This window comes from Cupriavidus sp. UME77, from assembly GCF_014170355.1.
Taxonomy (GTDB): Bacteria; Pseudomonadota; Gammaproteobacteria; order Burkholderiales; family Burkholderiaceae; genus Cupriavidus; species Cupriavidus basilensis.
The window spans coordinates 26,336-39,858 of sequence record NZ_LZZU01000007.1; the positions used below are offsets into that span (position 1 = coordinate 26,336).

Consider the following 13,523-nt stretch of genomic DNA (forward strand, 5'->3'; position numbering starts at 1 on the left):
ACGTATGAATCAATTTCATATCATGCCATCCAGGCGTTATTCTTCACATTCCAGGAGCCAGCCGTGATCGAAGTCAGGCACCTGCGCTCGCTGGTAGCGATTGCCGAATCCGGCAAGCTCGCCACGGCCGCGGAGCGCGTGCACGTCAGCCAGTCGGCGCTGTCCCATCAGATCAAAGGCATCGAGGCGCACTACGGCCTGCCGCTGTTCGACCGCACCCGCCAGGGCCTGCGTTTCACGCCGGCCGGCGAGCGGCTGCTGGCGCTGGCGCGCGAGACGCTGGCGGCCATCAGCACGGCCGAGCGTGACCTGGCCCGGCTCAAGGGTGACACGCGCGGCGAACTGCGCATCGTGCTGGAGTGCCATACCTGCTTTGACTGGCTGATGCCCGTGATGGACGAGTTCCGCCGGCGCTGGCCGGAGGTGGAGGTGGACCTGGTGGCGGGCTTCCACGCCGATCCCCTGGCGCTGCTAGCCGAGGGCCGCACGGACATGGTGATCGGCTCGATGCCGCCGGCCAAGCGGGGCTTGGCGGTGGCGCCGCTGTTCCGCTTCGAGATCCTCGCGGTGATCGCCAACGAGCACCGGCTGCGCAACAAGCGCCGGATCGAGGCGGCCGACCTGGACGGCGAAACGCTGATCACCTATCCGGTGCCGGAGCAGCGCATCGACCTGATCCGCGAAGTGCTGGAGCCAGCCGGCATCAAGCTGCAGCGGCGCACCGCCGAGCTGACGGTGGCCGTGCTGCAGCTGGTCGCCAGCCGCCGCGGCGTGGCCGCGCTGCCCAACTGGGGCGTGAAGAACTACGTCGACCACGATTACGTGCTGGCCAAGCGCATCGGCGCCAAGGGTTTGTGGAGCGAGCTTTATGCCACCACGCCAGCGCCGCTTGCGCAGCGCCCTTATGTGCGTGACTTCGTCTCCATCGTGCGCGATACCTGCGCGGCCGCGCTGGATGGGATCGAACTGCTGGCGGAGGGCGAATAAGGGCGGCCCTACTGCACAAGCTGCCCGCTGCGCTCGGCCACGCCGATGCGGGCCTCGGTGCCCGCGTTGAATTGCAGGAAATCCGCTTCGATACCGTCGCTGAAGATCACGCCGGTTTCCGGCATCAGCGAGCGCAGCACGATCTGCTCGCCGCGCGGCACGTTGCCGTAGACCAGTGTGGCCTGGCTGGCGCGGCTCGGAAAGGGCTCACGCACCGCAAATACCAGCCGGTCGGTATCCCATGGCAAAGGTTGATACGCGGCTTCGGCGCCACCGTCTGGCTGCGCAATGGCCCGCGCGCCGGTCACGATGCTCTTGAGCCAGGCAGTGGACCCCAGTCCCGTGGAGACAATGACGCCGCTGGACGACTGCGCCTCGCTGCGCGCGCCGAGCTGGATCTCGTAGCGCGCCGAGGTGTGGCTGCGCGGGCCGATAAAGAAGTCGTTGACCGCGTACAGCACCTGCTGGTCCGACAGCTCGGCGCGCGCCATGGTGACCGGGCGCGCGGGACGGCGGTCCTGCATGGCTTCGGCCAGCACACGCGCCAGGTCGCCCACCTTGAATGGCAGCAGCACACCGTCGTGGCGCGCCGGATCCGGGTTCACGCCGATCAGCGGCTGGCCGTTCAGGTACTTCATGGTGTTGGCAACCAGGCCGTCCTGGCCCAGCGCTACCACGATGTCTTCCGGGCCGAACAGGAAGTTGGGCAGGAACTGGCGGTCCACCACCTGCCGGCGCAGGTAGCGCGACAGCACGGCTGCCACCTGTTCGCGCGCGGCAAGATAGGTGTCGTGCTCACGCTGGTAATCGGTGATGTCCGCGCCCAGGTGTTCGAGGTAGAAGCGTGCCTGTGCCAGCGAGTGGTAGCGCGCCAGCAGCTCTTCCAGCCGTGTCTTGCGCGTCACCAGCACTACCTTGCGATCGGCGGTTGCGCTCATTGTTCTGGCTCCTTTTCATTTAACGGCTTAATTCCGCCTAATTCCGCGTAATCGCGCTTAAAGCTTCTGAAAGCTGCGCCGAACTTCGGTTATTTTGCGCGGCCGCTGCCCAGTGGCACCAGCAGCGACTGAAGCAGCTCAGGTGACATGTTCAGCTGCCCGATTTTCTCGGCCTTGTCGGCAATCCCGCCGAAGGCCTGCGCGATCAACTGGCCCGGCGCCATGCCTGATGCGGCCAGGGCCTGCACGATGCGCGCGTCGGCGCCTTGCAAGGCCCGCATCACGGCGCCCAGGCGCTGTGCCTCGGCCTCGGCGGTGGTGCGCGTGTTGTCGGCCTCCAGGTCCACGAACTCCTTGCGGCGCGCTTCCAGCGTGATCTGCGCCTCCATGGTGCTGGCCTCCAGTTCCGCCTGTTTCTTCTGCACCGCGGCTTCGGCTTCCATCTGGGTTTCGCGGATCGTGCGCTGCTTGAGCTCCACGGCGACTTCGGTGTCGAGCTCGCTTTCCTTGATGGCGCGTTCGTTTTCCACCGCGGCGTTGCGGCGGGCGTAGATGGCGTCGTCGGCCGCCTTCAAGATCTGCTCGCGGACCTCGGCTTCCAGTGCCCGCGCGGTTTCGGCGCGCGGCTTGACGGCCACCATCGAGAACGACAGGATTTCCAGGCCGAGGGCCAGCACGTCCGGATGCGCCTTGAGCGCACCTTCGACCTGGCGGGCCATGCGGTCGGACGCCTGCAGCGCGGAGCGCAGCGTTTCGGCGCTCACGGCCTGCTGCACCAGTACCTCCACCACGCCCTCGACGCGGGTGCGCAGGTTCTGCGGATCCTCGGAGACGTAGTTGCGGCCGTCCGGCTTGAGCGCGAAATTGAGCATGGCGGCCGTCTTGCGCGGCTCGGTGATGCGGTAGGAGAGGTTGCCTTGCACGGTGACGGACTGGAAGTCGGTCGTGATCAGCTCGAAGATATACGGCAGGATCTGGCTGCCCACGGGCACCGCAACGAGGGATGTGGTGGGCGCGTAGTAGTAGAACGACTGGCCGCTGCCTTCGCGGATGATCTTGCCGCTCTTCATCTGCATCAGATAGGTGGTGGGATCTGCCTTGATGAATCGGATGCCGAACATGGTGGTCCTTTCCGGTGGTGGGGTTGGATTCGCCCGCGCTGGGCGCCTGGCATTAAGTGTGTCTGTGCCACTAATATAAGTGTGGCTGAGACACTTGTCAATCTATAATCCGGCGTGAATCGCTTGAACTGCTTGCGCTGCTTGAACCGCCTCCTTCCAGGAACGCCCGCCCTATGACAAAACCCACCACCGCCGCATTTCAGCGCCCGCTGACCACCGTCGACGTGGTCATCCTGACGATCCGTGCGGGGGCGCTGCAGGTCCTGCTCGTGCAGCGGCCGCAACAGTCCGGCGAGCCATTTCCTGGCCAGTGGGCCTTGCCGGGCGGCTTTGTCGATATCGAGCGGGACCAGGATCTGCAGGGCTGCGCGTTGCGCAAGCTGGCGGAGAAGACCGGGGTGAATAGTCCCTATCTGGAGCAGGTAGGCAGTTGGGGCAGCGCCACGCGCGACCCGCGTGGATGGTCCACCACCCATGTCTACGTTGCCTTGCTGGCGGATGACACGCTGGTTCTGCACAAGGGCGGCAACGCCGCCGACCTGCGCTGGGCGCCGGTGGAGGGCGATGGCGTGGGGATGGCGCTGGCCTTTGATCACGCCACGCTGCTGAGCGCGGCGCTCGGGCGCGTGCGCGGCAAGACCGAGTACACCTCGCTGCCCTCGCATTTGCTGCCGGCCGCGTTCACGTTAGGCGAACTGCAGCATGTCTACGAGATTGTGCTGGGCCGTCCTCTCGAGAAAAAGGCCTTCCGCACCCGCATGCTCGCCGCGGACTTGCTGGAAGACCTGGGCGCGCAAAAGGAGACCGGGCGCCGCCCGGCCTCCTTGTACCGCTTGCGCGAGCAGGCCGGCCTGGTCTACTTCACGCGCAGCTTCGAGCAGCGCTGAATCAGGCGGGCGCGGTGCCGGGCTGCGTACCGGGCTGTGTATCGGGCCCCGTTCTTTGGCAACCGCCTAGGCCAATGCCAGCGAAGGTTCCACCTCGTCACGACGCGCCTCGACGGGTGCCGGCGCCTGGGCAGCACGCTCGCCCGGCGCCGCGATCTCGAATACCTCAAGCACGTCCACGCCGTTTTCCAGGCGCCTGACGAACAGGTCCAGCCGGTCCGCATCGTCCGCGCCGACCGACAGCGTGAGCTGGTAGGGCGCGGCCGCTTGCCCGAAGCACAGGTCGATCAGGTGCAGGCCGGTGCGGCGGGCGTTGGCCAGCGTCCATTCGACGGCGCCAAAGAGGTCAGTGCGGTCCAGCCGCAGGGCGAGGTTCAAGGTTGACATGGTATCGGCGGCAGTTTTAATGGGGTTTGTGGCCGGGAAGGCATGCGACAAATTTACCAGCGCCACCCCAGAATGGGCTTCTTTATTGCCTCCAGTTTTGATCAATATGGAGATGAATTATCTATCGATGGTAGAGTTTAAGGTGATTCCTTCCCTATCCTTGGCAGAAGACATGGCAACCTCCCCAAAACTGGACGAAACCGACCGCCGCATCCTGCGCGCGCTGCGGCGCGACGGCAGGCTCTCCAACCTCAAGCTGGCCGAGCAGGTTGGCCTGTCGCCCACGCCGTGCTGGAACCGCGTGCGCGCTTTGGAAGAAAGCGGTGTGATCGAGGGCTATGCGGCGCTGCTGAACCAGAAGGCGCTCGGACTGCCCGACACCGTGCTGATCGAGGTCACGCTGGACCGGCACGACGACGACATGCTGGATCGCTTCGGCGAAGCGCTGGCCGAATTGCCGGAAGTGATGGAGGCGTACCTGCTCACCGGCGAATACGATTACCTGATCAAGGTAGCGGTGGCGGGCACGGAAGGGTACGAGGAATTCCTGCGTCACAAGCTCTACAAGCTGCCGGGCTTGCGGCACAGCCATTCCACCTTCGTGCTGCGCTGCATGAAGCGGGAGCCGTCAGTGGCGCCTTGAGTGGCCCGATGGGGCTTCAGGCGTCCGGGCGGTCCCAGGTGTCCGTGGACATCAGGTCCGCCAGCGGGCGGCCCTGGCGCCAGCCTTCCAGCTCCAGCATCGGCGCGGGGTAGAAGGCCTGCACGGGGCCCAGGCAGAGAATGGCGATAGGCTGGCCACCCGGCGGCAACCGCAATAGCGCAGCCAGCGCGTCGGGCGCGAACATCGAGACCCAGCCCAGCCCGAGGTTTTCCACGCGCGCCGCCAGCCAGAGGTTTTCAATGGCGCAGGCCGCCGAGCACAGCGCCATCTCGCGCGGCATGGTGCGCCGGCCAAACACGGTGCCGTCATCCGGTGCCATCGCCACCACCAACAGCTCGGCGCACTCGCGCACGCCCTCCACCTTCAGCCGCAGGAACTCGCCATCGCGCTCGCCCAGCGCCACGGCGGTCTTCTGCCGTTCGGCCTCGACCAGCGCGGCGATCCTTTCCCGCAAGGCGGCATCGGCGACGCGGATAAAGCGCCACGGCTGCATCAGCCCCACCGAAGGCGCATTGTGCGCGGCCCTCAGCAGGCGCATCAGGACAGCGTCATCGACCGACGCGCCCGCAATGAAATGCCGCATGTCGCGGCGCGAAGCGATGAGACGGTAGAAGCTCTCCTGTTCCTCGGGCGAGAAAACGGCGGAGTGGCTTTCGGTCAGGGGTGCAGGCATCGCGCGGCGCAAGGGCAAAAGCCGGCATTGTATGCCTGTGCGAAGCGGCGGATCGCAAGGTGGGCTTGCGAGGGGCACGGTCAGGACGTAGCGTTGAGTTTTTGCGCTGACACCTGCAGATTGGTTCACTAAGCCGTATCCAGGCGCGCCTCCAACGCTCGCCCGGCAACCCGGCCGCCGCCAATTACCTCGAACCCTCGCGCCAGATCCGCCAGCAGGTCGTCCACATCCTCCAGCCCGATATGCAGCCGGATCACCTGGCCGCGCCCGGACCAGTCGGTGACGCTGCGCGCGCCGCGCATGTCGGCGATCACGGCGAGGCTTTCGAAGCCTCCCCAGGAGGCGCCGATGCCGAACAGTGCCAGGCTGTCGATGAAGCGTTCGGCGGCGTCCGGTGACGCGGCGCGCAGCGAAAACGACAGCAGGCCGTTGGTGCCGCGGCAATCGCGCTGCCATAGCGCGTGGCCGGGGTCGCCGGGCAGGGCGGGGCAAAAGACCTCCGCCACTTCGAGGCGGTTGCGCAGCCAGTGCGCGACCGCCAGCGCACTGCGCTCGTGCTGCGACAGGCGCGCGCCGAGGGAGCGCATGCCGCGCTGGACCAGGTAGGCGTCGTCCGGGCTGACGCTGATGCCGAAGGCGTCGGCCACCGCGGCGAGTGCCGGCCAGGCGGGTTCCAGGGTACAGACCGTGCCCATCATCACGTCCGAATGCCCGGACAGGTATTTGGTCGCGGCCATCAGGGAGATATCGGCGCCCAGCGCAAGGGGCTGGTACAGGAGGCCGGAGCCCCAGGTGTTGTCGGCCGCCACCAGCGCGCCGTGCCGGTGGGCGATGTTGGCGATGGCCGGCAGGTCGCACATTTCATAGGCCAGCGAACCGGGCGCCTCCACATACACCAGCCGGGTTTCGCGCCGCAGCCTGGCTTGCAGGTCGTGGCCATCGGCCGCGTAGAAGCTGGCGGCGATGCCGTGCTGCGCCAGGAAACCTTCGGCCAGCTTGCGCACCGGCTCGTACACGCAATCGGGCAGCAGCACGTGCTGGCCGGGGCGCAGGTAGGCCAGCAGCGTCATCGCGGCGGCTGCCAGCCCGCTGGGGAACAGGCGCGTGCGGTAGCCGCCTTCCAGCTCGGTGACCATGTCTTCGAGCGCAAACGCCGTGGGATTGCCGCGCGCGCCGTAGGTAAACAGGCGTTCGCTGCCGCGCCGCGAGCGCATCTCGCGCATCTGTGCCACCGAGTCGAACAACACGGTGCTGGCGCGCACCACGGGCGGGTTGACGGGCTGTCCGCCATCCACGCCGCTGGCGCGGCCGGCGTGCGCGAGGTGGGTAAGGATGCTGGGCTTCATGGCTTGGCCTGGTGGGGTGCCGCGCCAGGGTGGCGCGGCTGGTGTGACAATTTGTGGTGGCAGGCAGCAGCAAGAGCCATGCCGCCTGCACCGGCTGCGCCCGGATCAGTCCACGCGGGCGCCGGAGAGCTTGACGATCTGCGACCAGCGCGCGATGTCGCCCTTGAGCTGCGCGGCGAATGCCTCCGGCTTGCTGCCCACCACGTCGCTGCCGCCTTCGTTGATCAGCTTCACCACCTCGGGCATCTGCAGTACCTGCAGGATGGCGCGGTTCAGGTAGGCCACGCGCTCGGGCGAGGTGCCGGCGGGGGCGAACACGCCGTACCAGTCCTCGAAACGGGCATTGCGGTAACCCAGTTCCTCCAGCGTCGGCACCTTGGCGAACACGCCCAGTCGGCGCGGGCTGGTGACCGCCAGCGCGCGCATGCGGCCGGCCTGGATAAATCCCGCCACCGAGGAAGTCGAGGTGATCAGCACGTTGACCTGCCCGCCCAGCAGGTCATTGATGGCCGGGCCGGCGCCTTTGTAGGGCACGTGCTGCAAGGCGATGCCGCTATCCTTGTCCAGCACCACGCCGACCAGGTGAGAGAGGGTGCCGTTGCCGGGCGTGGCAAAGGTGATCTTTTGCGGCTGGGCCTTGGCCTGCGTGGCCAGTTCGGCAAAGGTCTGCCAGGGCGCGTTGGCTGCCACCACGATCGCCAGCGGCGCCGCATTGATTTGCGTGACCGGCATGAAGTTCTTGATCGGGTCGAAGCCGGGCGCGCTGTACAGCGTCGGGTTCACGGCCATGACCGACACCTGCGAGGTCAGCAGGGTGTAGCCGTCCGGCTTGGCCTCGGCGACGAAGCGCGTGCCGATATTGCCGCCGGCGCCGCCGCGGTTGTCGGTGACGGCGGTCTGCCCTAGCACTTCGCCGAGCCGCGTAGTGACGATGCGCGTGACGGCATCGTTGCCGCCGCCGGCGGGAAACGGCGAGACGAAGCGCAGCGGCTGCGAGGGAAAGCCGCCGACCGGCGCGAGCGGCTGCGCGCTGGCGGGCGCGTCGGCCATGGCGAGGGTGACGGTGACAGCGGTGGCGAAGGTGCGGGTCAGGACTTGCTGGATGCGTGACATGAAAAACCCCTGTGTATGTAGAGAGTTGTCAGAGCGAAGGGGGCTAGGCAGGCTTTCGTGGCCCCGGTGGCCGGTCTGGCATACCGGTCACTGCCTCTTGCCCCTGTGTCCCCGGAATGCCGGGGTGTCCCCTTGGCGCTGCACCGTCGAGCCGGATGGGAATCAATGCCTCGCGACTCGCCTTGCCAGCCATGCGCGCCGTTGCCCGCCGCGAGGGGCGCGAGGTGGCTGCGTGACGGGCTCGGTCGCTGATGGCGGGTCATGTTGGAAGGACGCTGTACGGATCAGGCGAAGCGGAAAGTGGCCAGTTCCTGCGCGTCGAGCTGGCCGATCAGGTTGGTTTCCCAGGCCAGGTAGCGGCGAGCAGCCTCCTTGTTGCCGTCGTGACGGTCATGGACGAAGAACAGGAAATCGATGCAGCGCGCATCGGGCAGGCCGTTTGGTGCATCGCCATCCCCGGCATCGCTTGCCAGCGCATGGCCTGCCGCCTGCCAGGCGCCTGTGCCGCCGGCGAGCAGCCTGATGTCGCTGTAGCCAAGTGCGGCCAGTTCGCCGGCGGCCAGCGCGGCCACACCCGGTTGATCGTCATCGCCGATGAGCGCGATTGGCGTGTCGCGCGGCACGCCGGCGAGGTCGCGGGCAAACACCGGGCGGATCGACCAGCGGCTGCCAGGCACGTGCCCGGCGCGATACGCCATGCTGGCGCGCACGTCGAGCGCCAGCAGCTGCCGCCCGGCCAGGCCCGCCGCCAGCGAGCTGGCGTCGATGCCCGGCAAGGCACGGGAGGGCGCCACGGGGCCGGCGGGCGCGGCGAGGCCGCAGGCAAGCGCAGCTGCAAGCCCGCCTTCGAGCACCACGGCGTCATGGCCCATCTGGCGCAGCCAGCTCGCCACCACCGTGGCGCGCACGCCATCGGCATCGATCAGCACGAGGCGCGCGCGGCGCACGCCCACGTATTGGTCGGTAGCCTGCATCAACTGGCCGCCCGGCGTGTTCTGGGCGCCGGGCACGGAGCCGGCGGCGTATTCCTGCGGCGTGCGCACGTCGCACAGGAAGGTGGTGCGCGAGCGGTCGTTGAGCCACGCGCCCGCTTCGGCGGCGTCGATATGCGGTACCGCAAAGCGCACCGCCATCGTCTGCGCCGCGGCCCGGGCGGCATCCAGCCCGGCAGGCGCGGCGCTGTCGGGATAGCGCCGGGTGCCGCCGTGTTCCAGCTTGTAATCGTTCAGGTACCAGCCCTGGGTGCCGTTTTCCAGCGCGAACACAGGGTTGGGCACGCCGAAGTTGATCAGGGTTTGCGCGCCGATGATGCTGCGCGTGCGGCCGGCGCAGTTGATCACGATGGGCGTCGCCGGATCCGGTACCAGGTCGCGCAGCCGGTAAGCCAGCTCGCCGTTGGGGCAGCAGATGGCACCGGGGATATTCATCTTGCGGAATTCCGAGACGGGTCGGCCATCAAGCACCACCGGAGCTTGCTCGCCTGCCTGCATGGCCGCCAGCTCCGCGGCCGAGACGCGCGGCGTGCGGTAATGGTGCTCGGCCAGCTCGCCGAAGGTCTTGGAGGGCACGTTGACGCCAGCGAACAAGGCATAGCCGGCGGCTTGCCAGCCCGGCACGCCGCCGTCCAGCACGAACAGGCGGGTGTAGCCGAGGGTGGCCAGGGCCTGCGCGGCGCGCGCTGCCACGCCGTCGGCGTCGTCCGCCAGCACGATGCGCGCCGCGGTGTTGGGGGCCAGGCGGCCGATATCCAGCTCCAGCCGGCTAAAGGGGAGCGGCACCGCGTAGAACGGATGGCCTTCGCCATACTGGCCATGCTCGCGGATATCGAACAGGGCGATCTCGTCCTGGTCGTGCAGCCAGGCCTTGAGGGTGGCCGGGTCGACTTGGGTGTAACGGGTGTCGGGCGTGTGCAGGATGGCGGGCATGCGTTTGTTCAGGCAAAAAGGGGGCCAGGCCTCCTGGCCGCACGCGGGCGGAAGGCAACTGGAAATGCGTTGGATATGGGCTTCGGCGGAAGCCGGGAGGTGGGGGGCTGAGGATTGGTTAGCGCCGCACCTCCCGGGTGCCGTCTAGCGGCGTGTCTTGACGCCCACGCTCATGGCCTGGCAGCGGCCGGTCTCGAGGTCGTAGGCAGTGCGCCCGGTCAGGGTTTCCAGCGCGCGGCCGTACATGTGCAGGTGGCGGATCACGGATTCGCCGCGGATCTCCACCGAGTGGATGTCCTCGGGCAGCAGCGCGATGCCCGACCCCGGGCCCACTTCCACCGTGTGCGAGTGCTTCAGCGTGCCGACGCCCGGCTCGCTGCCATCGTCGGTGCGCAGGTAGACGTCGTTGTACTCGGTGCCCACCACGCCCGCCACGCAGGCCCAGGTGGTGTGGTCGTGCGGGGGAATGCGCTTGCCGGGGCGCATCACGTTGAGGTACAGCGCGAAGGTCTGGTCGGGATCTTCTGCGATCAGGTAGCGGGCCTGGCGTTCGCCTTCCTCCGGTGGGGCGAATTCGCTCTGAGCCCACAGGTGCGGCTTGGCCGCGAGCTGCTCCACCTGGCTCAGCACGCTGGCCAGCGATTCGCGGGTGACGCCACCGCTAGCTACGATTTCCTTGATGGATTGAATTGTGTCCCCGACGGCGGCCTGGCGTTGTTGTGCGATCGACATGTCTCTAGAATCCTTGCTGAGTCTTGATGGTTCTTGGTTTGCGGGGTGTTGCATAACCTTGCATGGTTTCACTGTAATGAAGGCTGGCACCTGAAACCACTTAATCACTCATGAAAATACTTAAGCAAGTCTAATGAATGCGTAATCTCGATCTGGACCTGTTGCGCACCTTGGTGGCCATTGCCGATCACGGTACCTTTGCCGCCGCGGCGCAGCGGCTGCACCGCACCCAGTCCGCCGTCACCCAGCAGATGCAGCGGCTCGAGGAGCAGGTGGCGCTGGCGCTGTTCGAGCGGCACGGGCGCGGCAAGCAGCTCACGCGGCACGGCAACAAGCTGGTGGAATACGCGCGGCAATTGCTGAACCTGAACGACGAAGCACTGCGCGTGCTGCGCGAGGGCGACCTGACCGGCTCGTTGCGGATCGGGGCGCCGCACGATGTGGCCGACACGATCCTGCCGCCGCTGTTGTCGCATATCGCGCGTGCGTCGCCCGCCCTGCGGCTGGAGATCCATGTGGGGCGCAGCCCCTTCCTGATGGAATCGTTGCGGAGGGGGGAGATCGACCTGACCGTTTCCACCCGGGAAGACACCAGCCTGGACGGCCTGGTCTTGCGCACCTCACCCACGATCTGGGTTTGCGCGGCGGATTTCGCCTATGAGAGCGGCAGCACGGTGCCGCTGATCCTGGCTGACGAGCCCAGCCTGTTTCGCAAGCTGGCGCTGGATGCACTGAAGGAGGGCGGCGTGCCCTGGCGCGCGGCGTATTTCGCGCCGAGCCTGATCGGCATCAAGGCGGCGATTCGTGCTGGTCTGGGGATCACGGCGCGCAGCATCGACCTGCTGGGCGCCGACATGCGGGTGCTGGGCGACAAGGACGGGCTGCCGCGCCTGCCCGATGTGACGTACTACCTGTGGGCGCGGCCCAATGCGGCCAACCCGGTGGCGCGGCAGGTGTTCTCCATGCTCAAGACCACCTTGCAGCGCGGCATCACGGCCGTGTGAGGGTGGCTTGAAGTCGGCTTGGTTTGGCTGGGGGGCTGGCAGTCCCTCAGGCTGCCGGCGCAAGCCGGAAGGCACCCACCGCCTCGGCAAGCTGGCGCGCCTGCGCTTCCAGCGATCCGGCCGCGGCGGCTGCCTGTTCTACCAGGGCGGCGTTCTGCTGGGTGACGGCTTCCATCTGCGTCACCGCCTGGCTGACCTGCACGATGCCGGCACTTTGTTCCAGCGACGCCGACGAGATGTCTTCCATGATCCGCGCCAGGCGGCCCACGGCATCCACGGTCTCGCTCATGGTCTGGCCGGCCTGGGCGACGAGCGCGTTGCCGGCGCCCACCTTGCTGGCCGAGTCGTCGATCAGCGACTTGATCTCCCTTGCGGCGTTGGCGCTGCGCTGCGCCAGCGCGCGCACCTCGCCCGCCACCACGGCGAAGCCGCGGCCCGCCTCGCCCGCGCGCGCCGCTTCCACGGCGGCGTTGAGCGCCAGGATATTGGTCTGGAAGGCAATGCCGTCGATCACGCCGATGATGTCGGCGATCCGTTGCGAACTGCTGCTGATGTCGCCCATGGTCTGGACCACGCCGCGCACGTCGTCGCCGCCGCGCGTGGCCAGCCGCGCCGCTTCTGCGGCCAGCGCGCTGGCCTGGCGCGCGCTCTCCGTGTTGTTGCTCACCGTGGAGGTGAGCTCCTCCATGCTGGCCGCGGTTTGCTCGAGCGAAGCGGACTGCTGCTCGGTGCGCGAGGACAGGTCTGTATTGCCGGCCGCGATCTCGCGCGCGCCGATGTTGACCGAGTCCGAGCTGGCGCGCACCTGGCTGACTGTACGCGTGAGCGCAGCCTGCATGCGTGCCACGGCGGCCAGCACGCGGCCTACCTCGTTGTTGCCGGCGGCAGCGGCGGGATGGCTCAGGTCGCCCTGCGCCACGCGATCGAGGTGCTCGGCGGCCGTGGCCAGCGGCGCCACGATGGCCGCGCGCAGCCCGAGGTGCACTGCGACGATCAAGCCTAGCGCGGCAGTGATGCCAACCACCACAAGCTTCACCACCCACTGGTAGCGCGAGCTGCTAGTCTCGGTTTCCTGCTGCGCCAGCTGGCTCGCCTGTTCCTGGAAGCGCTCGACGCCCACCGAATACTCCGCCCCGGAAACGGTGATGTCGCGGTCGTTGATCGCCGCGTAGGCGGCGGGGTCTCCCGCGCGCAAGGCGGCCAGGGCTCGCTCGACCGTGCCGGCATGCCGGCGCGCGGCATCCACGACCTGGCGGCGCTGGGCGTCGTCCTGGCCTTCCAGCAAGGGCGCGGCCGCGAAGCGCTGCAACGCCTCGTCCGAGCGCTTGAGCGATTTGCCGGCGGCATCGAGCGCGCCGGTGTTGACTTCGGCGCTGCCCTCGCGGGCCGAGGCGTAGGCGCGTGCGAGCGCCGAGCGCGCCCGGGTCATGTCCTTGTATGCATCGTTGAGCAGCAGGGCGCTGGCGGAGAGTTGCTGCACGCGACCGGTCGCCTGGTCCGCGGCGCGCAGCGCGAGCACGCCAACGCCCGCCCCGAACACGATCATGCAGGCAAAGGTCACCAGGACCGCCAACAGGGCAGTGCGCACGCTCAGGTTTTTCATCATCGTCTGGAACAGGAGATTGAGATCACTGGGCTAACGGTCTGCTTTGCCGGGACTTGACCGAGGCTGGCGCGCGGACGCATGAAAGTTTGCGCAAGATCAATCGCGGTGCCCGAATTCGTCCTTCAGGTGAGGTCTTGCGC

General features: G+C 67.6%; 13 protein-coding genes. 4 read left to right on the forward strand and 9 right to left on the reverse strand.

The annotated features are described in order from the left end of the window. The first annotated feature begins 63 nt into the window (after positions 1-63). Positions 64-987: a LysR family transcriptional regulator gene (locus tag A9975_RS03270; RefSeq protein ID WP_183031372.1), complete on the forward strand. Its 924-nt coding sequence runs from the start codon at positions 64-66 to the stop codon at positions 985-987. Positions 988-995: 8 nt separating this feature from the next. On the opposite strand, the gene A9975_RS03275 is transcribed toward A9975_RS03270, so the two are convergent. Beyond that, the gene (locus A9975_RS03275) at positions 996-1,925 is read right to left on the reverse strand and encodes a sugar kinase (RefSeq protein ID WP_183031373.1); all 930 of its coding nucleotides are present in this window, start codon (positions 1,923-1,925) and stop codon (positions 996-998) included. 89 nt (positions 1,926-2,014) lie between these two features. Next, positions 2,015-3,046, reverse strand: coding sequence for an SPFH domain-containing protein (locus tag A9975_RS03280; RefSeq protein WP_183031374.1), 1,032 nt, complete (start codon positions 3,044-3,046; stop codon positions 2,015-2,017). A gap of 173 nt (positions 3,047-3,219) precedes the next feature. Here A9975_RS03280 and A9975_RS03285 point away from each other — a divergent pair, with 173 nt between their 5' ends. After that, on the forward strand, positions 3,220-3,933 hold the full coding sequence (locus A9975_RS03285) for an NUDIX domain-containing protein (protein ID WP_183031375.1): 714 nt from the start codon (positions 3,220-3,222) through the stop codon (positions 3,931-3,933). Between the two features lie 66 nt (positions 3,934-3,999). Here the strand turns inward: A9975_RS03285 and A9975_RS03290 are convergent, their stop codons facing one another. Beyond that, positions 4,000-4,320: a hypothetical protein gene (locus tag A9975_RS03290; RefSeq protein ID WP_255503039.1), complete on the reverse strand. Its 321-nt coding sequence runs from the start codon at positions 4,318-4,320 to the stop codon at positions 4,000-4,002. A gap of 172 nt (positions 4,321-4,492) precedes the next feature. On the opposite strand from A9975_RS03290, the gene A9975_RS03295 reads away from it, so the two are divergent. Continuing rightward, entirely contained in the window at positions 4,493-4,963 is a 471-nt protein-coding gene (locus A9975_RS03295) for an Lrp/AsnC family transcriptional regulator (RefSeq protein ID WP_045240794.1), read from the forward strand. A gap of 16 nt (positions 4,964-4,979) precedes the next feature. On the opposite strand, the gene bluB is transcribed toward A9975_RS03295, so the two are convergent. The 5 genes from bluB to A9975_RS03320 form a co-directional block, all read right to left on the reverse strand. After that, positions 4,980-5,657 carry a 5,6-dimethylbenzimidazole synthase gene (bluB, locus tag A9975_RS03300; protein ID WP_183031377.1) on the reverse strand — a complete coding sequence of 226 codons (678 nt, stop codon included), beginning with the start codon at positions 5,655-5,657 and terminating at the stop codon, positions 4,980-4,982. A 128-nt stretch (positions 5,658-5,785) separates the two neighbouring features. Continuing rightward, entirely contained in the window at positions 5,786-7,003 is a 1,218-nt protein-coding gene (gene metC / locus A9975_RS03305) for a cystathionine beta-lyase (RefSeq protein WP_183031378.1), read from the reverse strand. Between the two features lie 105 nt (positions 7,004-7,108). After that, positions 7,109-8,116: a tripartite tricarboxylate transporter substrate binding protein gene (locus A9975_RS03310; RefSeq protein WP_183031379.1), complete on the reverse strand. Its 1,008-nt coding sequence runs from the start codon at positions 8,114-8,116 to the stop codon at positions 7,109-7,111. Between the two features lie 284 nt (positions 8,117-8,400). Then, positions 8,401-10,041, reverse strand: coding sequence for a rhodanese-like domain-containing protein (locus A9975_RS03315; protein ID WP_183031380.1), 1,641 nt, complete (start codon positions 10,039-10,041; stop codon positions 8,401-8,403). 144 nt (positions 10,042-10,185) lie between these two features. Further along, on the reverse strand, positions 10,186-10,773 hold the full coding sequence (locus tag A9975_RS03320) for a cysteine dioxygenase family protein (RefSeq protein WP_183031381.1): 588 nt from the start codon (positions 10,771-10,773) through the stop codon (positions 10,186-10,188). Between the two features lie 137 nt (positions 10,774-10,910). Here A9975_RS03320 and A9975_RS03325 point away from each other — a divergent pair, with 137 nt between their 5' ends. After that, complete coding sequence (locus A9975_RS03325) at positions 10,911-11,777, forward strand: LysR substrate-binding domain-containing protein (protein ID WP_183031382.1); 867 nt, start codon at positions 10,911-10,913, stop codon at positions 11,775-11,777. 46 nt (positions 11,778-11,823) lie between these two features. Here A9975_RS03325 and A9975_RS03330 read toward each other — a convergent pair whose 3' ends face one another. Then, the gene (locus tag A9975_RS03330; protein WP_183031383.1) at positions 11,824-13,380 is read right to left on the reverse strand and encodes a methyl-accepting chemotaxis protein; all 1,557 of its coding nucleotides are present in this window, start codon (positions 13,378-13,380) and stop codon (positions 11,824-11,826) included. Between the last annotated feature and the right edge of the window lie 143 nt (positions 13,381-13,523).